The organism is Candidatus Tisiphia endosymbiont of Oplodontha viridula, assembly GCF_964264865.1.
Lineage (GTDB): Bacteria > Pseudomonadota > Alphaproteobacteria > Rickettsiales > Rickettsiaceae > Tisiphia.
Genome location: NZ_OZ183486.1, coordinates 415,083 through 435,829, shown reverse-complemented (window position 1 = coordinate 435,829; position 20,747 = coordinate 415,083). Strand labels below are relative to the sequence as shown.

Genomic DNA, 20,747 nt, shown 5'->3' with positions numbered 1-20,747 from the left:
ATCGAATTCAGGTTATTATTAGAATCTTATTTGACTATTTTACCTTAGTTCGATGGGAGACATCAGTTTAATAGTTCCGATTATCTGTTTCTTGAAATGTCTTAATTGTAGCACTTATGAAACACTTATTTTAAGATAAGTGTTATAAATTAAGGATTCCATCTTTGACAAAGTAACGTAAAAGTGTTACGCTACTTTTAACCACAAAAAAGCATAGAATCCCAATTTGGGATAAGAATTGACAAATTCTTATCCCAAATTCGCGTATAGAAAAATACCAAATTTATTATATAGGAGCAATTTAATTACTAATACTTCAAAAATACTTATTATTGATAATCAGAAAGCATTAAATGAATTCTGTCGACAGTTATTAGATTGTAAGACTATAAGTGTTGATACTGAGTTCTTGCGTAAAAATACCTATTTTGCTCAGCTTAGCATAATTCAAATTATGGCCAGTAGTTATAAAGTGATAATTGACACTTTGAGCAATTTGGATCTTTCTCCTATTAACGAAATATTTCTGAACGATAAAATTCTTAAAATAGTTCACGCCCCTAGAGAGGATTTTGAGATATTTTATCGTTTATTTAAGAAACTGCCTAAAAATGTTTTTGACATACAAATTGCAGCTGGTATTTGTGATTTTGGTAAATATTTGAGTTATTCGGATATATGTAGCAAAATTTGCTTAGTTCACATTGATAAAACTTACCAAAGGTCTAATTGGTTAAAGCGTCCAATTAATGCTAATATGTTAAATTATGCTATTAAAGATGTTGAATATTTAGAACCGATTTACAAGGTATTGCAACAAATAATTCAAGATAATAACTTACAAAACGAATATGACGAGCAAATAAAATCTTTGCTTAATGTTGAAAATTATATTATTAATGTACAAAAAGCTTGGCAAAAAGTTAGATTCAATAATCATTCAGAGTCTTTTATTCATAAAATGAAAATTATGGCAGCTTATCGGGAGGAACAAGCCAGTACAATAGATTTACCAAGGAGACATTTTATTTCTGATGAGGAATTAGTACAGATTTGTCAATATTTACCTACCAGTAATAAAGATTTTGAAAATCTTAAATTAAATAGTCGCTATCTTAGTAAACAAAAATATAGAACTCAATTAGCAGATTTGTGTCTTGCTATACAAGAATTAGGTGAATAAAGGTACTTTATTTATGTTAATTGTGGAATAAATTTGCTATTCTCTAAAAGGTTAAGTAAAACAGCATCTGATATCTTTTGGCTTTTATTACATGGCAATTTTTACTATAGTTTTTTTTAAAACCATTTCTGTATTACTGAGTGTAGTAATTGGTTTTTTAGCAGGAAGATATTCTAAAGTTGAGAGAGATAGTATAGCTTCTTTGTTATTCTATTTTATATCTCCTATTGTTTTTTTTGCTATTCCTGCCAGTACTACTTTGACTTTATCGGCATTAAGCGTTACTGTAGTTGTTTTTTTCATTGCCACTTCGTTATCAATATTTTCCTACTATTTTTTTGGGCGATATTGGCTTGATCATACACGAAACATTATAGCATTATCTGCGGGTACCGCTAATGGTGGTTATTTTATGCTGCCAATAGCCGCTACTCTCTTTGATGATTATGTTTTAAGCATCTATATGATGGCAGTTATAGGAATAAATATTTTTGAATCATCAGTAGGCTTTTATATTTGTGCTAGGAGCTTTGCTAATAGTAGTGAAAGTATCTTGAAGGTTGTGAAGTTACCAATTTTAAACGGTTTTTTACTTGGTTGTTTATTTAGTTTTGCTGGTTTTACTTTACCTGATTTCCTAGATGATTTTATATATAACATGCGGGGGGCATTTTCTATACTTGGTATGGTTATGGTTGGTTTAGCTCTTTCAGCTTTGCAAAAGTTTGAAATAGACATAAAGTTTACTTTAGCTACTTTCATGGCAAAATTTTTATTCTATCCACTAGGGGTTAACATATTTATTCTTTTGGATAAGTTTGTTTTAGGATGGTATGATGAGAATTATTACAATGCTTTAAGGCTTCTTTCAACTGCTCCTATGGCAGCAAACGTAATTGTCATAGCCAGTTTACAAAAATTTTATCCAGAAAAAGTTGCTACCACAGTATTTCTTTCCCTGCTTTTTGGTGTAGTATATATACCAGTTATGGTAACTATATTTTTAAGCGATTTGAATTAATTATTATAACTAACCTGATTAACGCGAAATTACAATTGCTTCGTCGCTACTAAAGTAGCTCCTTGCTAATAGCGTCTGTGAATTTGGTGTAATGCTAGTCAGGTTAGTTATAGCACCAATGATATAAAAAAAATGATACAAAAATTTATCCAAGTTGGACCTTATATTAATTGGTTAGGCTCACAATATATTCCAGCTCATAAAATAGCTTATCTTGAGTTTGGTGACCCTAATAATGAAAATGTAATAATTTGTACCCATGGTTTAACTAGGAATGCTCATGATTTTGATAAAATCGCTATGGCATTAAGTGATAATTTTCGAGTAATTGCTATAGATTATCCAGGACGTGGGAATAGTGATGTTTTTAAAACGAAAAAGCATTATAATTATCAAGTATATGTAAAAGATACGGTGCTTTTTTTTAGAAAATTAGGTATTAACAACTGTATTTGGCTTGGTACTTCCATGGGTGGAATAATTGGTTATGTGCTAGCTAGTAAATATAAGGAACTTATCAAAGCAATGATTATAAATGATGTAGGACCTTTTATTCCAGCATCTTCTCTAGTTAAAATCGGTCAATATGCAGGTCAAACTCCCTCATTTGTTGATTTAGTTAGTGCCAAGCAACATTTAAAGCTAATATATAGCCAATTCGGTATTAGTAGTGAGGAAGATTGGGATCATCTTACCAAATATAGTTTTATAAAAACCCAAGATGGAAAATATAAAATGAATTATGATCCTGCCATAGTACAAGGTATGAATGCTAATGCAAATAAGCCCAAAAATGTTGATATATGGACTATATGGAATAAGATTGTTTGTAAATTGTTGGTTATCCACGGGGCTAAATCAGAAATTTTACAACAATCTACTATTGAGAAAATGAAAGAAACCAAAGATTTTGATCTTTTCGTTGTTGATTATGCTGGTCATGTACCTTCATTAATGACTGATGATCAGATTAGTTATATAAAATCTTGGGTAAATGCTTTGAAAATATAAAAATTTAGGTTGCTATGAATCGTTCTACTAAAGTACTTATTATAGGTTCAGGTCCTGCTGGACTGAGTGCAGCAATCTATACAGCTAGGGCAGCACTAAAACCGATATTATTGCATGGTATGCAGCCAGGTGGGCAGCTAACTATTACTACAGATGTTGAAAATTATCCAGGTTTTGCAGAACCTGTTCAAGGTCCATGGTTAATGGAACAAATGACGCAACAGGCAAAAAATGTTGGTGCGGAAATTATCTATGATTATGTAGAAAAGGTTGATTTTTCAAAAAAACCCTTAGTGGTAACCACCTCGTCTGGTATAATTAGGGCGGACGGCGTTATAATATGTACCGGTGCAGAAGCAAGGTGGCTTAATATTCCTTCCGAAGCACAATTCAAAGGGTATGGTGTTTCAGCTTGTGCTACTTGTGATGGTTTTTTTTTCAAGAATCAGGATGTATTAGTTATTGGTGGGGGGAATAGTGCTGTTGAAGAGGCATTATATTTAACTAATCATGCACGTCAGGTGACTATTGTTCATCGTCGGGATAGTTTTAGAGCCGAGAAGATTTTACAAGAGAGATTATTTAGAAATCCCAAAATATCGATCATGTGGAATCATAGACTGGTTGAAGTCATTGGTACTGATAATCCTAAATCGGTTAATTCAGCCAAGCTTGAAAACACTCAAACAGGTGAGCTTAGTTTAATTAATTGTACTGGTATATTCGTAGCAATTGGTCATATGCCGAATACTGCTTTGTTCAAAGGACAACTAGATATAGATAGTGATAATTATATTATTACTAAACCAAATTCAACGGAAACCAGTGTTAAAGGTGTTTTCGCTGCTGGAGATGTACAGGATAAAATTTTTAGACAAGCAGTTACCGCTGCTGGTACAGGATGTATGGCGGCTTTAGAAGTAGAAAAGTTTTTAAATCATTAAATAAAAAATTATGCCTCGTAGTAAAAAAGTGAGTGATAAAGCAGATAAGTTAAGTGGATCAAATGAGACAAGTATAGTTTTACCTGTTGCTCGAACTTTACCAGCAAATGTTCAGGCCGAGCAAATGTTGATAGGAGCAATTTTAGTCAACCATGATTACTTAAATATTGTCTCAGAATTCCTAAGATCAGATCATTTTTTTGAGCCGATACATCAAAAGATTTATAATGCTATTGAGGTTATTACCGAAAAAGGCTTAATTGCTACTCCGGTAACGCTTAGAAGTATGTTAGAACGAGATGAATTATTTCAGCAATTAGGTGGCAGTGACTATCTAAATAAGCTAGCTACTCTGTCAATGATGGTAATTAATCCTCTTGATTATGGAAGAATAATCTATGATTTGGCAGTAAGGCGTAATTTAATTCAGATAGGGGAGGAGGTAGTTAATAATGCTTATGATTCCTCTTTAGAATATGATGCAAGTCAACAAATAGAGCATGCAGAGGGTAAACTCTATAACCTTGCTAGTGAAGGCGTTAATGACAAGAGTTTTGTTAAAATTGCTGTGTCTCTCTCGGAGTCCCTTGCCAATATTGACAGAGCTATGAAGAATTCTAATCATGTAATAGGTATTTCTACAGGATTAATTGATTTAGATAGGGAGTTATCAGGTTTTCATAACTCAGATTTAGTTGTCATTGCTGCACGTCCATCAATGGGGAAAACAGCTTTTGCCATAAATCTTGCGATAAATGCTTGTAATTCTATGAAGTTAAAAAATAAGGAACAAGAAAAAGATAAGTCAGTAGGTTTTTTCTCTCTTGAAATGTCATCTGAGCAGCTTGCTACTCGTATTCTTTCCATGCATACTAACATTGACTCTTCAGCCTTACGGTCTGGTCATGTGACAGAAGAGAATTATAATCGATTACGTAGAGAAATTATAGCTCTTGACATACCATTTTTTATTGATGATACGCCAGCTTTATCCATTGCGGCTATTCGTACTAGGGCAAGAAAAATGAAGCGTAAACATAATCTTGGTATATTATTTATAGATTATCTGCAGTTGATTAGAGGAATAAATAAATCTGATAATAGAGTAAATGAAATTTCAGAAATTACTCAAGGATTAAAAGCTATAGCAAAAGAATTAAATATCCCAGTAATTGCTTTATCACAATTATCTAGAGCTGTAGAACTTAGAGAAGATAAGAGACCAATGTTATCTGACTTGCGAGAATCTGGGTCTATTGAACAAGATGCGGATATAGTGATGTTTATTTATCGAGAAGAATATTATCTAACTCGTAAAGAGCCTCCTTCGAGTGATGCAAAATACGCAGAAAAACATGCAGAATGGTTGAGTAATTTAAATCAAGTATATAATATTGCCGATATTATAATAGCAAAACATCGTAATGGTCGTGTTGGTAGCATAAAACTTCACTATGATGGTCAATATTCAAAATTTAGTAATTTACAGAAAACACTATAGGGATAATAAATGCTCAAGAAACCTTTAATATTTGGTATTGCTGGTACTAGTTTGACTGTACAAGAAAGGGAATTATTTTTAAAAAATTCAATATATGGCTTTATTCTCTTTAAAAGAAATATTGTGGATCGAGAACAGTTACTAAAGTTAGTACAAGATTTAAGAGGCTTATATGACTATAATATATTGATTTTTGTCGATCAGGAGGGGGGCAGGGTTGCAAGGTTGAAGTCACCTATCATAGATATAGAATATCCTCCTGCTGGTGATTTCGGTAAGATATATGATCAAGAAGGTGCAGAGAATGCATACTTAAAAGTTTTTGCAAATTATTCAAGCCTGATGAAGAGTTTAAAAGAATATGGAATAGACTCGCCATGTTGTCCAGTTGCTGATTTGCGTTACCCTTATACTGATAATGCTATTGGAGATCGTAGCTTTGGAGATTCTGTAGTAAAAGTAGTTGACTTATGTACAAAAACAATAGAGGCGATAGAAGGGCAGGGAGGCATTGCCATTATTAAGCATATACCAGGGCATGGCAGAGCTACGTGTGATAGTCATTATAAGTTGCCGCGTGTTACCAGTTCACTTGCTGAATTAAATAATACAGATTTTGAAGTGTTTAGACAACTATCTAAAAATGCTAAGGCAGGATGGGCTATGACAGCTCACATTGTATTTGAGGCTTTAGATACCAAACTACCAGTAACTTTATCGCCCACTGCTATAAAGTTCATTAGAAATGACGTTGGTTTTAAAGGTATGTTAGTTTCAGATGATATTTGTATGCTTGCCCTGCATGGTGAAATTGGAGCTAAATACTCAATAGTTAAAAAACCTCTGACGATTTTTGAAAAGCAGGATTCTACGACTACGATAAGTGATCAAGATTTAGAAAAACTTATTGAATACGAAATTATTAAAGACAAATCCGACCAGTCCGGACTAAGAAAATATTTAGTAGAAGAATTCCCAAAACTGAAGGCAGAATTTGTTGCAAGTATAGCTGAAGTTGCTAGGCAAACTATTGTAGCTGGTTGCGACTTAGTGCTACATTGTAGTGGTGATATAGAAGAAATGACTGCTGTTTGTCAGGTGGTTTAGAATTCTGCTTTTGGAAAGATGTGGGAGGTAGTTATATGACAAAAACGATGTCATTCTTAGCAATGGCGGGAATCCAAAAAACACCCTAAAAAAGGCTAATTGAGGTTAGATACGATCCTACGATGTCACCACAACTGCCGAAAGTTCAACAAACGTCATTGCGATGAGTGTTGTCAGCCCTAAACCGTCATTGCGAGCGAACGCACGTGAGCGCGGCAATCCATGAAGTTTGTCATATGGATTGCTTCGTCGACCTACGGTCTCCTCGCAATGACGTTTGTTGAACTTTCGACAGTTGTGACGATGTCACCCCTGCGAAAGTAGGGGGCTAGAAAAGTCTAAATAATTTTCTTGGCTATTTTTTTAGACCCCTGCCTACACAGGGGTCTAGAATAATAATTATTTTTATGTCGAATTCAGGTTACTTACGACAATTTATGCTAACTACTTTATTTTATAACAGTTACAGCTCTACGGTTCTGTGCCCAAGCTGCTTCGTCACAACCCATAACAGCTGGTTTCTCTTTACCGTAAGAGATAGTATCAAGTCTGTTATTATCGATTCCTAGACCAACTAGGTATTTTCGTACAGCTTCTGCTCTTCTTTCACCAAGTGCTAAGTTATACTCTCTTGTGCCTCTTTCATCACAATGTCCTTCAATAGTAGCTTTAGTATGACAATGTTTTTTTAACCAAACGGCTTGTTTATTTAGCTGTTCTTTTGATTTACTTGAAATATCTGATTTATTGAAAGCAAAAAACACCCTATCACCAACATTTCTTTCGAAATCAGCAGCTAAAGAACATTCTTCGACAGCAGGAGTTACCTCCGCTTCTTTAGGTTTCTTTTTACTACCACACCCAGAAAGCACAAATAGTGCTAAAAAAGCTATTGCAGTTTTTTGTATTAGCATAACAAACTCCTTAATTTAAATAAAGCTATTGATTATATTTGCTTAACAGAAAAAATTGTTAAACATCTTATCTGTGTATTATATATTATCATACTGTCACTTAAAAGCCTAAAATAGTTTTAGCATTAAACTCTTGGATAAATGTGGTAAAAATATCGTATAACCTCAATTTCGGATTAATGAAATTAATCCGAAATTGGAATGAGAGTGTAAACAATCAGGCTTAAAGCGGTTTGACGCCTGATTGTTAAATATTTCATTTGCTAATAATCTTATTTTTATACCAATAAAAATAAGATTATTAGCGATAATAGATTAAAATGCATTCGTAGAACCGTTTCAAGAATGCATTTTTCTGATATTCTAGCCAGTTATGGATTAAAATTTTTAATTTTAATCCATAACTGAAGTGTATATAGCCGACGTTTAATAATTCAGAACTTAGATAACAACTCCCTTATCATGTCTTGTAACTTTCCTACTTTACTTACATCCGTGCCACCAGCTTGGGCTATATTCGCCTGACCACCACCGCCGCTACCGCCAAGGAATACAGACACTTCTTTAGCTAAGTTACCTGCATGTACCTTATTGCTAATTTCTTTACTAATCGCAATAGTAATAGATAATTTACCCTGCAAATCGGGCATCCCTATATATACAATCACTAGATTATCTGACTTATCAACTATTCGCTGGGCAGATAAGCGTAATACTTTAGTATCCAAGTTTTGTACTAGTTTATAGACAAAATTTATACCTGATACACGGATTGATTCTTTGGCAATTTGCTCAATATTCAAATCAAGCATAGAGACCTGAGTAGCTACTAACTTATCTTCTAATTGTTTTTTACTAGCAATCAGGTTATTTACTTTATCAGTAATTTCATTCTTACCTATTTTTAAGGTTGAGGACAAGTCATCAATTACAGTATCGTTTTGTCTAATTAATTTTATGGCAAATTCACCACAAACAGCTTCTATCCTTCGAATGCCAGCTGCAACGCTACTTTCGCTAATAATTTTAAATATTCCAATATCACCAGTTCTATTAACATGCGTGCCACCACATAACTCAAGCGAGTTGCCCATTGCCACCACTCTTACTTCAGAATCGTATTTCTCACCAAATAAAGCCATAGCACCTGCCTTAATAGCTTCATCTGTTGACATTAATGTTGTAGTAACCTTAAAATTATCAGTGATAATTTGATTTACCTTATCTTCTATCAATATAACTTCTTGTTTTGTTAGTGGTGTCATATGGCTAATATCAAAACGCAGACGATCATGTGCTACCAGCGATCCTTTCTGTGTTACATGTTTGCCCAGCACTTGATGTAATACTGTATGTAATATATGAGTTGCAGAATGATGAATTCTTAAATTTTTACGGTACTTGACATCAATAGCAAAATCAGCATTATCTCCTACTTGGATAGCTGTTCCTTCCTGTAAAACACATATATGAGCAATTATTGAACCAAGATATTTTAAAGTATCTATTACTCTAATTTTGCTGCCTGTTGATTTGATAAAGCCTATATCTCCCATCTGTCCACCAGATTCTCCATAAAAAGGAGTTTGATTACTAATTAGAATAAATTGCTCTTCGCTAGTTTCTATATTGTTGACTAACTTATTATCTTTAATTAGAGCTAATATCTTACCTTCTGCCTTATCCAAAGAGTAACCCAAAAATTCAGTACTACCAAATTCGCCTTTAATATCAAACCATATTTGATCAATTTGTGATTCATTTGAACCTAACCAAGCTTTTCTTGCCCTTTCTTTTTGCTCTTGCATCTTATTATTAAAGCTATCAAGATCAACTGATATCTGTTTACCTTTTAATATGTCTTCAGTTAAATCGAGAGGAAAACCATATGTATCATATAATTTAAAGGCTATCTCTCCTGAAAGTTCTGAATTTTTATTAAGATGCTGTGTTTCATCGTCAAGCAGCTTAAGACCTCGTTCAAGAGTTGCTTTAAATCTTAATTCTTCTTGTTCCAAGATACTACGGGTAAAAGCCTCAGCCCTCTTCAGTTCAGGATAAGTTGCACCCATAAGATCTACTAGTTTTGGTAGCAATCGGTGCATTAAAGGTTCACTGCTACCAAGTATATGTGCATGCCTCATACTTCGACGCATAATACGCCTAAGTACATATCCTCTGCCTTCATTTGACGGCATGACACCATCACTAATTAGAAAGGCACAAGCTCGTAAATGATCAGCAATAACCCGGTAAGAAAATTTTGCTTCCCCTTTTACTTTAACTTTTACTATACTTTCCGTATAAGCAATTATTTCCTTAAATAAATCTATGTCATAATTATCATATACATTTTGCAATACAGCACTAATACGTTCTAGCCCCATGCCGGTATCAACGGATTGTTTAGGTAAGGCAATCCTAGTATTGCTATCCAATTGTTCAAATTGCATAAAGACCATATTCCAAATCTCAATATAGCGATCGCCATCTTGATCTTTTGTACCAGGTAAGCCTCCTAGTATCTTATCTCCATGATCATAGAAAATTTCTGAACATGGTCCACAAGGTCCGGTATCTCCCATTGACCAAAAATTATCATTGGTTGCTATTTTAATAATTCGGTCATCACTTAAATTAGCAATCTTTTTCCAATAGCTTGCTGCTTCTTCATCAGTATGATAAACAGTTACATATAATTTTTCTTTGGCGATAGCAAATTCCTTGGTTAAAAGATTCCAAGCATAATATATTGCTTGTTCTTTAAAATAATTACCAAAAGAAAAATTTCCTAACATTTCAAAGAAGGTATGATGTCTTGCAGTATAACCAACATTCTCAAGATCATTATGCTTACCACCAGCACGTAGTGATTTCTGACTAGTAGTGGCTCTTTGATAGTTTCTAGTTTCCTGACCGGTAAAAACATTTTTAAATTGTACCATCCCGGAATTAACAAACATTAAACTAGGATCATTATGAGGAATTAGGGAGCTAGCTGGAACGTGCATATGATTATTTGCAACAAAATAACTTATAAATTTACTTCTAATTTCTTCAGTGGTAAGTTTAGTCATTAGTAAATCCTGATAGCGTAACATTCTTGAAGATAGCAGTATTATAGAGAATTGGGGGTGTGGTGTCTACTGCAAATAACAACTTACTTTAGTATATAACCGCCATGGTAGTTTAAAAATTATGAAGATAATTCGAAAAGATGTCATTACCGCGTAGACGGGAATGACATTGATTCTATTCCATTACTGTAACTAACCTTTCCGTGCTAGCTATAGTTTAATGCGTATCATGATGTTCTCCTACTGCGTTAACTTCATCAGTATGATTATCTGTAGGTGCAGCGTTGGGATTTTGTATCTTTTGATGAAGTTCCTTCATTACTAGCTCTGATAGCTGTGGTCCACTTTGGTAAGTATTGATTTTATCACTTAGTAACTTCACTGTGTGTTGTGTTTCGCTAGTTGATCTACTAAGATCAGATCCATAATCAGAATCACTTTCTGATGATGGAAATGTGGACAATAAGTGTTCCAATTGTTGTACAACTTCAGATATAGTTGTATACTTTCTGTCTAAATTCAGTTTCTCTATTACACGACAAGATACGTCGCTCATAGTAAGTATTTGTTTAATAGGTACACTTGTATCATTAATGGCATGAGTCAGATTTAGACATTTTTGTACTTGTTCTAACTCTTGTTTTTCCGTAGCTAATTTTTCGCATAATGCATCTAGTTCTTTGGGCTTGTTTTTGTTAATACTAGCGAATTTTTTTTCGTCTTTATCATGACTCTTTTTTAAGTCTGAGAGTTGTGTAGTCAATATCTTTTCAGCGTCTATACGAGTTTTACCAGTAAGTTTCTTTTGTATTGTACTAGGTAAATCTACTATTGTGTATATAGCTTTAATGTTTTTTGCTTGCACAGCTGTAAGTATCACCAAAGCATTCTCTACATCCTGTTTTGTAAACCAATAATTTTGTTGTTTAGACATAATAATATAATCCTCAATTAGTTCAACATATTACTAATAATTGATTTTGTAATACTACAAAATATACTACTCTTACCTAATTAAGGTGTATCTATATTTTGTATGCTCACTTTTCAATTATTAAAATCATTAGAATTTTATTAGGTTATCGTCCTTTATAATTCGTTATAATAACCTAACTCAAGGAGAGTATATTTATTATTTAAGAATGTCCAACAAAATATTACAAAAATAAAAATTTATTTTAAAATAATAGTAATTTAAGATTTTGCACCTAATATCATTCACATAGCTATTATCCGTTTGGAACGGATAATATTATAATTATTCAATAATGTTTAGTATTTTTTTATAGATAAATCATAAAAAAATACTAAATCCACTTAGTGGAAAGAGAATTGCTGTTATAATAGTATATGTTTAAATATTTCTAAGTATTAGTTACATGATTAACATATCCAAACTACCCAAACTACAAGTTTTACTAAAAAAACTACATAAATTGGTGGTATATTTTTTATATAAAAGAAATATTATTATTTTAATAGGCGATAAAGGTACATTTCTTTGTGCTTTAATACACGATAAAGTTGTGGATACTTTATTTGTTCCTGCTGAAAACCAAGATAATTTAGACTCCTATAAAGAATTTTTTGGTAAATTCAAAAACTATTACGTTTTCTTCTTATTAAACGGTTCTGCATGTGAAGTACGCCATGATATAGTACCTGTACTACATTCAATAGTAAAAACCAATCCTGTAGAAAAGTTTATAGAGGAGTATTTTTCTATAGATGATATAGTTGCTTACAATGTCTATAACATCAATACCAAATATAGTGAGGTGTGGAATACCTTGCTGGTATCTACTCCTTATACCCTACCTTTAAGTAAGTTACTTGAGAATCTTTTGGCAAGTAAGAGACAAAAGTTTGGTGGGATTTATTTTTTAGCTTTGGAATGGAAAACAATTATAGATAAAATTGTAAAAAATGTTGAAAATAATAAGTATAGTGAATATTTACAAATTTTTGTATGTATTTTAAGTACAAACGGTATTAAACTTGTTGTTAAACATCAAGGTAATATAATCTCAATTCAAACATTTGATTATCCAGCTGATAAGTCAGACTTATATATTCAAGGTATAATTGAACAAGAAGTGGAAGATTGTTTGATATCTTGTAAAAACTATATTGATAGTTTAACCCTTAAAGTTTGTATAATTTTTATAGTAGACCAAAGTCTAAAGTTGTTATTAGAACAATCCAGTTTTGGTGAACATCCAGTAATATGTAAGTCTAGCAGTGTATTAGGTGATAATAGCAAATTTTCAGATGCAATGGTTGTCAAGTTATTTAATGAACAAAAAAGCTTTCTAGCCTCTAACAAATATTTAGAATCCATAGCTAAACTCAATATTGTCAGTGCTTTAATTTTCAAACCATTTATCACCATAATAATAGTATTGATATTTGCTGCATGTGCTATCAAAATTAAAACCGTAGCAAATTACAGAAAATTAGATCTTTTAAATTCACACTATTTTAGTGCTGAACAAGATTATTATAATGTTAAGCAAACCTATCCATATATTCAAAATACCACTAATTTAGCTGATTTATACGTATTTGAAGCATTATTGCAAATCCCCGTACCAACGCCATTTGATTCGTTAGAAAAGTTTTTAACAAATTTACCACCTAATCTGCACCTAGAGGAGATTAAATGGCAAAGGTCGGATATAGATAATACGTTATTATCATCTAATCAGTATATAAAAATCGAGATATTATTAAAATTTATCGTTAGTGATATGCTAGTTGAAGATGCTACTCAGCTCTTAAAACAAAAAATTGCAAATTTTAGTAAAATATTTAGCAATATGGATATTAATTTTACAATATTTACTGATCAAATATTAGAGTTACCTAATAGAGTAGTAATACCTACTGAGGTCATTATTACTAAGAAAAAAGGATAAGAGATGCTTAAAAATTTTATTGTTCATCTAAAAAATGTTATATTCTTTAAGTTTATTATGTGTTGTCTGTGTATTTCTACTATTTTATGGTTGCTGCAAAGTATTAATAAAGATTATATGGAATCAATTGCCAAGAATCAAAATATAGAAGAATCTCTAGCTCAAGAAACGTTAAAGTTGTATTCTATAATAAATTCCAAATATAAAATACTAGAAACTTATGCAAGATATTCGAAATTATTATCTATTTCTGCTAGACAAAGTTGTTTAGAACGAGCAAGGTTAATAACAACAATTGATAGTTTTTCAAAAAAATACAACTTAAATGAGCCTATTACTATATCAATTAAACAAGAATTCTTAAGTGGTATTAACCCAATGGTGGGAACAAAGCAGGATACTATAAGGATAAAGAATTATGATGTTTACATAAGATTTGCCACTAAAGATTTTGCAACTTTCTTGACAATTATAAAAGAAATCTACTCTTGTATGCCGGAGAATACTATTGTACTATCTATAGACGTAAAGAAAGAAGATGTATTAGAACCTAAGGTTGTGTATAAACTATCAACAGAAAGAATACCTGATATGATATTTACAAAACTTAACATGCGTATAAGAGAAATAACGGCAAATAAGTAATTGTAATCTTAAGTAGTTATTGTATATTGTTTATAACAAAATTATTAATAAATCTTAGAGAAATATATGAATATTGTTGTAAAAAAGTTAGTAAGAGTTATCATTATTTTAAATATTATTTTTATTGCAGAAGTGACGATGGCTAGTAACTCCTCACCAAAAGAAACAAAAGATTATATCGCTACTAGTAAATATTACCATAATTTAATATCCAGTAACGATACGGCAGAGCTTAATATGTTTTTAAGTTTGTTACCCAAAGGAGGGGAGCTTCATCATCATTTTAGTGGAGCTATATATGCCGAAAATTATTTAGATCTTATTAATAAGGCTGGTTTTTGTATAGATAAAAATAGCTATCACGCGCAAAAAAATAAACCAAATAAACTAAATAAAACATGCCTTAGTGTTACTGCTCTCCAAGATAATTATGATCTATATACCACTCTTTTAAGTCGCTGGTCATATGGTAAATTCTTTTACGATCATAACTGTGTTCAAGAAGATGGATTAAAACATTTTTTTAATGTTTTTGGATATGTAGGTCCAATAGAAGCAGTTGATGTCAAAAGTAGTTTGACCTTATTAAAGGTAAGAGCTAAATCAGAAAATATCCAATATATTGAAACTATATTGTTCCTAGCCCCAATTAGTGACAATCCTGCACTGGATAAGGTTAATCAACTAACAAGTAATACAGATGATGCCACTATCAATAGTGTTTTAAGTCAGGCTGTTGATGTTTTAGATAAAGATAGCATTATACAAAATGAAATCGCTCAAAATTTACGTGAAATCGTATCTAACTCCAAAGATATTGATGATGATGATTTTAGTATGAGATTTCAACCATATGTAGTACGTTTTAACAAACCATCGCTGATATTTTCTGGATTATATTCAGCGTTTTTAATGGTAAAAAATAATACCAAATTTGTTGGAGTTAACATTGTTGGTAATGAGGCTCATCCTATTGCTTTACGTGATTATAAGTTGCATATGAAAATGTTTCGTTTCTTAAAACAAAGATTTCCTAATGTAAAATTGTCGCTGCACGCGGGAGAGCTTACTTTAGGTCAAGTTACTCCTGAAGAATTGAGTTATCATATTAATGATGCGGTTAATGTGGCAGAGGCAAACCGTATAGGACATGGTGTTGATATTATGCACGAATCTAACCCCTACCAATTAATAAATACATTATTAAACAAAAATATACTTGTAGAAATTAATTTGACTAGTAATGAAGCGTTACTAGGAGTACAAGGTAACGATCATCCAGTGAGACTTTATATGCAGTATGGAGTACCAATTGCAATTTCTACTGATGATCCAAGGGTGTCACGTAATAATTTAACAGATGAATATTTAAAATTTGTCACTCGCTATAAACCATCTTATGATAAGCTAAAAGAAATAGTGTCTAATAGTATTAAATATTCTTTCTTAACAGAAGATGAAAAAACTAAGCAAATTGACTTACTAAATAAAAAATTTATTTCTTTTGAGGATACGATAGCTTCATTTGTAAAAAAACACTCTCATGTTAAAAAATAAAGAGCCAAAGACTAATGAACATCTTTAGCAGTATAAACATTTCTGTATGTAAAAAAAGAATAAGTGAAGAGTTATTTAATAATATAACAAAACATGCGTGTTTAACACTTGCTAATATAATAGCTATTGATTACGAAATTAGACTTAAATCAACACCTGAGATTGATGTCCATATAAGTAATTGTATTGGTAAATTAAGAGTTTTTCTCGGTCAGAAAGTTATTACGGATGATAGTTTTTCAACAGTTTTAATGTTATTTTCGGTAGCAATCTCTCCTGATGCAGTAGAATATCAAGATAGAGATAATATTCTAAACAAATCAGAAGATATAATAATTGATACACTAATAAGTACAAATTTTGGTAAGGCAAATTCTGAAGAGAGAAAAGTAATAAAACAAGTGTTAAAAGATTTACTGGCAGCAAGGAATAGTTATGAATTAACAAATTTTATACAGCTTGAACCAGAAGTATTTTGTACAACGGTAATGCATGCGGTAAAAAAATATCAAAACCCAAAGGAAGTCAGCACTAATGCTAGATTAGAAATTAATAGAATAGTAAATGTTGCAGTAAAACATAATAAGAAAATTGAAATATTTAAACAAGCAACTAGTAAAATTATAACTGCTATTTCTGTTCTAGCAGTTGGGGCTATCAGTGTTGCAACAGCTGGTGCTACATTTGCTTTTATGGTAGTACCAGCTTCTATTCTAGCAATAGAATATGCTCCCAAAATCGGCGAGAAAATTGGCGGGGTAATTCTGAGTCAGGATAAATCCATGAGTATGCAAGAAGAAAAAATTACCGCTCTAAAAAGTAATTTATGGAAAAATAATAAGGAATTCTTGTCTCAACAGCGAGCAGTAGAGCATAATGTATCCATGCAAAAATTAGATAGTCAAATAAAGTCGGTAGTCAATCTAAAATCTAACAAATTAGATATAATAAAAGATCAGCTATCGGTTAACTTACCTAGTAAAAAGTCTTTACAAAATAATAAAAATAGCAAATCTTCAGGACAAATTAAACAAAGGTAACAATATGCTAGTAACTTGGGTTCTCCTTATATTTGCAGGATTATTTGAGGTAGGTTTCTCTATATCGCTGAAATTGTCAGAGGGTTTTACCAAAGTAAAACCCATTATAGCTTTTATTATTTTTTCTATATTGAGTTTTGTTTGTCTAAGTAAAACTCTAGATAAACTTCCTCTTGGTACTGCTTATCTTATATGGACTGGTATCGGAGCTGTAGGAACAGTAATAGTAGGGATGGTGTGTTTTAACGAGCCATACTCTGCCATGCGAGTTTTCTTTATTACGACTATGATAATTTCTATGATAGGGCTTAAGTTGTCTTAAACTTATGATCAGGCTTATTTATCCTAAATTTTGGCACACCAAAACTATTATATCATATTTATTGTTACCACTAAGTTGGTTATATCTTTTTTTTAGTTATTTAAGAAAAATAATTGCACGCCCTATAATATTTCCTTGTAAAGTAATTTGTGTCGGTAATATAAGCATTGGAGGTACTGGTAAAACTCAAATAGTGATCTTCCTTGCGAAAGTGTTGAAGGCTATTAATATTGATTTTATAATTATTACTAAAGGTTATGGCAGTAAACTGCAAACGGCGTTGTTAGTTGAACCACATCATACAGTACTAGATGTCGGGGATGAAGCAGTAATGCTATTAAAATATGGTAAAGTCATAGCTAGCAAGAAAATTCAATATATACTACCTTTTATAAAAAGGATTAAACCAAAGGTGATTATAGTAGATGATGCAATGCAGAATCCTAATTTTTATAAGGATATTGTTATTTTGTCAGTTGATGCTGACAGGTTATTTGGCAACGAATTGTTAATTCCAGCCGGTCCTTTGCGTGAGTATCCTAAACAAGCTATTGAAAAAGCTGATATAGTTATTCTCGTTGGTTCGAGTAATAGACCTCTTTTGAAACTCGCTTATGCGCAAGGGTGTGAAGGAGACGCGGAATCTCGACCCGCAGCGTACTCTAATGTACGTGAGGAGCAGAGTACCGGTATCACGTACAAATCACCAGCAGAAGTAGAGTTTCAAAAGAGGTCTAATGTTGCTCCTTTTTTCTTACATAAGGAGCTTCCCTTTTTTCAAGCCCAAATAGTTCCAACTATAGACATAGATAAAACAAAGAGCTATTTTGCCTTTAGTGGTATAGGTAATCCTGAACGGTTTTTTTCTACATTAGAAAATTATGGATTGCAGTTAGTAGGTAATAAAATTTTTCCGGATCATCATCAATATAGTGAAGAAGATTTAGACTATTTAAAAGAACAATCAGAAAAATCTAATTCTCTTCTAATAACAACTAGAAAAGATTACGTAAAAATATGTGATACTGACTTGTCAGTAATATGTTGTGATGTACATTTATTACTAAATAATCAAAAATTATTAGCAGATTTAATATATGAAAAAATTCTTTAAAAATATTAAATATTTGCTTGAGTATTTTTTCGTTTTAATAGTACTAAAGATACTAGGAATATTTGGTATCGACAAATCTGTACAAATTTGTCGGTGTATAGCAAGGAAAATAGGACCTCTATTGCCAGTCAATAAAATTGCAAAAGAAAATATTCAAAATATTTTTGGCAAGAATCAGACAAATGGTCTAAGCATGGAGACTCAAGCAACCATTAATCAAGTATGGGATAATTTTGGTAGTTTTATAGGAGAATTTCCATATGTTAATAATATGTCAGAGGAAGAATTATCTAGAAGGGTAGAAATAATCGGACTTGATAATATAATAGAATTTCAGAAATCACACCAACCGTTTTTATTATTTACAGGGCATTTTGCTAATTGGGATTTTGCACTTAAAATTATAAATAAATTTTATCCTAAATTTGCTATTATCTATCGTAAATTAAATAATCCTTATATTGATAAGCTAATTAATGATACGCGTAAAACTAGTGATATAAAGCTAATTCCAAAAGGAGAAAAGGGTGCAAGAGATCTCATATCTGCAATCAAATCAGGATATGCAATTGGCATGCTTGTAGATCAAAAAATGAATAATGGCATTGAAGTACCATTTTTAGACCAACCGGCCATGACTGCTCATGCAATTGCTAAAATTGCCTTACAATTCGGCTACCCGATTATACCATTACAAGTGGTTCGCACTAGTAATAGTAGTTATTTTAAAGCTATTATCCATCCACCAATACAATTACAAAAAACTAATAATAGTAAAACAGATTGTTATAATATAATGTTTGCCATTAATCAAATTTTAGGTAATTGGGTTAAAGAAAATCCAGGTCAATGGTTTTGGTTTCATAATAGATGGAAGAAGAATAACTATGCCCCAAATGACAAAATCTGCAAATAATAACATGTAGCCAGTAACGAAAATGTAAATTTTCATCCAACACGCCGTATGATAATCCAGTTCTATAGCATAATTTTTTCTCATATTTATCTCGAAGATAAGACGTGTCAAACGGTGAATGTAACATAAAGTCTAGCTTTCCTTCTTCCAATTTTAAGTTTATAAATTTAATAAGTACTGGCTAAAAGTTTTTTTGCAAAAAAAGTATGGCTAAAAACCATATAGTAATCAAACATATCCAAAGCCCACCTCTAATGTCATATGTACGCTTGATTAGGATTTTTAGAGCATCCTCAGTTTTTTTAGCTTCTCTTATACACTCTGATCTCATGGCAACTATGTAACCTGATATAGTCATAATCTTGCTATATAGTTGTTTTATATCTTTATCATTAAAATCATTTTGCATAAAACCCTCTTACTATGATTGTAGGTAAAATATTCCTATTCATTATTAGATAGGGTAGTTGAGGTTGCATTTTTAAAAAGAAAGTTGCTAAATAAGCAAGAATAAATTTGATTACTGAGCAAATATTGTATATATTCATAAGGCATTTCCTTTTATGATTGAGGTTTTGTGCTTAACTAACTATTTAGTATTATTTCGTTTTTATTCAACTTACCTATATTTGTAGTAGTTGAATTTATGTACTGAATAGTTTTAGTTTTTAAAGTTTATCTTACTAAATAATTCCTTGGTTCATTTAGTAAGATAAACAACTTTACTGTGACAATTTTTTGTTGTCAAGAAAAAACCGTTTTTCACGGATCAATTTTATAAAAAAAATATTTACAATGGGCTGGATTGAAAATATACAAGAATTCCTTGGGAATAAAATGGAAGAAAAACAACTAAAGGCAAGTGATCTTGCTGAACTTGCAGGCATTCCTACAACTACTATGAGGGGGATGTTGGGTAATCGACGTCCTGAAATAAAAAACATAATCAAACTTGCAAATTATTTTGACTGCTCTATTGATGAAGTGCTAGGTAGAAAGGAGTTTGAGCCTCAAGAAAAACAAGAATATATGCAACTATCTCCAGAAGCATTAAGTGCTAATTTGAAGAGCTTTATCACCGAGAAGATGAACAAAAACCAAATGACTCAATACGAATTAGGATCAAAAATTGGTCGTAGTGAAGACAGCGTTCGTCCTTTTTTAAGAGAAGATGATAATAACCAAAAAATGCTAAGTACCGAAGCGGTTATAGCTATTGCTGATTATTTTAAAGCTCCTATTGATGGAATGTTAGGTAGAACTTCGCAGCTTGGAAGAGAGAAGCAGGTAGACATATCTTTAGGTAACTTAAAAACATTGAATCCTGAAGTTCTAAAAGCTGCTCAACTGATTGGGAAATCCATTGCAGGTGATATATCACCTAAGGCTCTGACTACAGATAATGTTACTCCCAGCCATGTGAGTTCTTTAATTAAGAAATCGCCTAATAGCAGCAGAGGAAGATAAATCTTTTTTA

18 protein-coding genes are annotated in these 20,747 nt (G+C 31.8%); 14 read left to right on the top strand and 4 right to left on the bottom strand.

The features are described 5' to 3' along the window. The first annotated feature begins 322 nt into the window (after positions 1–322). The 6 genes from ACFEL1_RS02120 (at position 323) to ACFEL1_RS02095 (ending at position 6,767) form a co-directional block, all read left to right on the top strand. Positions 323–1,183: a ribonuclease D gene (locus tag ACFEL1_RS02120; protein WP_375331518.1), complete on the top strand. Its 861-nt coding sequence runs from the start codon at positions 323–325 to the stop codon at positions 1,181–1,183. 91 nt (positions 1,184–1,274) lie between these two features. Then, positions 1,275–2,204 carry an AEC family transporter gene (locus ACFEL1_RS02115; RefSeq protein ID WP_341747269.1) on the top strand — a complete coding sequence of 310 codons (930 nt, stop codon included), beginning with the start codon at positions 1,275–1,277 and terminating at the stop codon, positions 2,202–2,204. A gap of 132 nt (positions 2,205–2,336) precedes the next feature. After that, positions 2,337–3,215, top strand: a complete 879-nt coding sequence (locus tag ACFEL1_RS02110) for an alpha/beta fold hydrolase (protein WP_375331316.1) — start codon at positions 2,337–2,339, stop codon at positions 3,213–3,215. A 14-nt stretch (positions 3,216–3,229) separates the two neighbouring features. Next, positions 3,230–4,159 (top strand): thioredoxin-disulfide reductase, encoded by a 930-nt coding sequence (gene trxB / locus ACFEL1_RS02105; protein WP_375331315.1) that lies wholly within the window; start codon positions 3,230–3,232, stop codon positions 4,157–4,159. Positions 4,160–4,169: 10 nt separating this feature from the next. After that, entirely contained in the window at positions 4,170–5,660 is a 1,491-nt protein-coding gene (locus ACFEL1_RS02100) for a replicative DNA helicase (RefSeq protein ID WP_375331314.1), read from the top strand. A gap of 9 nt (positions 5,661–5,669) precedes the next feature. After that, positions 5,670–6,767: a glycoside hydrolase family 3 N-terminal domain-containing protein gene (locus tag ACFEL1_RS02095; RefSeq protein WP_375331313.1), complete on the top strand. Its 1,098-nt coding sequence runs from the start codon at positions 5,670–5,672 to the stop codon at positions 6,765–6,767. A 449-nt stretch (positions 6,768–7,216) separates the two neighbouring features. Here ACFEL1_RS02095 and pal read toward each other — a convergent pair whose 3' ends face one another. The 3 genes from pal to ACFEL1_RS02080 all read right to left on the bottom strand — a co-directional run bounded on the left by pal (position 7,217) and on the right by ACFEL1_RS02080 (position 11,692). Beyond that, complete coding sequence (pal, locus tag ACFEL1_RS02090) at positions 7,217–7,681, bottom strand: peptidoglycan-associated lipoprotein Pal (protein ID WP_375331312.1); 465 nt, start codon at positions 7,679–7,681, stop codon at positions 7,217–7,219. 434 nt (positions 7,682–8,115) lie between these two features. Continuing rightward, positions 8,116–10,758: an alanine--tRNA ligase gene (gene alaS / locus ACFEL1_RS02085; protein ID WP_375331311.1), complete on the bottom strand. Its 2,643-nt coding sequence runs from the start codon at positions 10,756–10,758 to the stop codon at positions 8,116–8,118. Positions 10,759–10,975: 217 nt separating this feature from the next. Next, a complete protein-coding gene (locus ACFEL1_RS02080; protein WP_375331310.1) occupies positions 10,976–11,692 on the bottom strand; it encodes a hypothetical protein in 717 nt (238 codons plus the stop codon). A gap of 445 nt (positions 11,693–12,137) precedes the next feature. Here ACFEL1_RS02080 and ACFEL1_RS02075 point away from each other — a divergent pair, with 445 nt between their 5' ends. The 7 genes from ACFEL1_RS02075 to ACFEL1_RS02045 all read left to right on the top strand — a co-directional run bounded on the left by ACFEL1_RS02075 (position 12,138) and on the right by ACFEL1_RS02045 (position 19,270). Beyond that, entirely contained in the window at positions 12,138–13,676 is a 1,539-nt protein-coding gene (locus ACFEL1_RS02075) for a hypothetical protein (protein WP_375331309.1), read from the top strand. A 3-nt stretch (positions 13,677–13,679) separates the two neighbouring features. Further along, positions 13,680–14,321: a hypothetical protein gene (locus tag ACFEL1_RS02070; protein ID WP_341762392.1), complete on the top strand. Its 642-nt coding sequence runs from the start codon at positions 13,680–13,682 to the stop codon at positions 14,319–14,321. A 66-nt stretch (positions 14,322–14,387) separates the two neighbouring features. Then, positions 14,388–15,878 (top strand): hypothetical protein, encoded by a 1,491-nt coding sequence (locus ACFEL1_RS02065; RefSeq protein WP_375331308.1) that lies wholly within the window; start codon positions 14,388–14,390, stop codon positions 15,876–15,878. Positions 15,879–15,892: 14 nt separating this feature from the next. Further along, positions 15,893–16,918: an RP853 family protein gene (locus tag ACFEL1_RS02060; protein ID WP_375331307.1), complete on the top strand. Its 1,026-nt coding sequence runs from the start codon at positions 15,893–15,895 to the stop codon at positions 16,916–16,918. Between the two features lie 4 nt (positions 16,919–16,922). Continuing rightward, positions 16,923–17,240: a DMT family transporter gene (locus tag ACFEL1_RS02055; RefSeq protein WP_341747281.1), complete on the top strand. Its 318-nt coding sequence runs from the start codon at positions 16,923–16,925 to the stop codon at positions 17,238–17,240. Positions 17,241–17,244: 4 nt separating this feature from the next. Then, complete coding sequence (gene lpxK / locus ACFEL1_RS02050; protein WP_375331306.1) at positions 17,245–18,354, top strand: tetraacyldisaccharide 4'-kinase; 1,110 nt, start codon at positions 17,245–17,247, stop codon at positions 18,352–18,354. Further along, positions 18,338–19,270, top strand: coding sequence for a lipid A biosynthesis lauroyl acyltransferase (locus ACFEL1_RS02045; protein WP_375331305.1), 933 nt, complete (start codon positions 18,338–18,340; stop codon positions 19,268–19,270). Before lpxK ends, ACFEL1_RS02045 begins: the two co-directional genes overlap by 17 nt. A 181-nt stretch (positions 19,271–19,451) precedes the next feature. On the opposite strand, the gene ACFEL1_RS02040 is transcribed toward ACFEL1_RS02045, so the two are convergent. Then, positions 19,452–19,679 carry a hypothetical protein gene (locus ACFEL1_RS02040; protein ID WP_341761095.1) on the bottom strand — a complete coding sequence of 76 codons (228 nt, stop codon included), beginning with the start codon at positions 19,677–19,679 and terminating at the stop codon, positions 19,452–19,454. Between the two features lie 386 nt (positions 19,680–20,065). On the opposite strand from ACFEL1_RS02040, the gene ACFEL1_RS02035 reads away from it, so the two are divergent. Beyond that, on the top strand, positions 20,066–20,737 hold the full coding sequence (locus ACFEL1_RS02035; protein WP_375331304.1) for a helix-turn-helix domain-containing protein: 672 nt from the start codon (positions 20,066–20,068) through the stop codon (positions 20,735–20,737). The last annotated feature ends 10 nt before the right edge of the window (positions 20,738–20,747 follow it).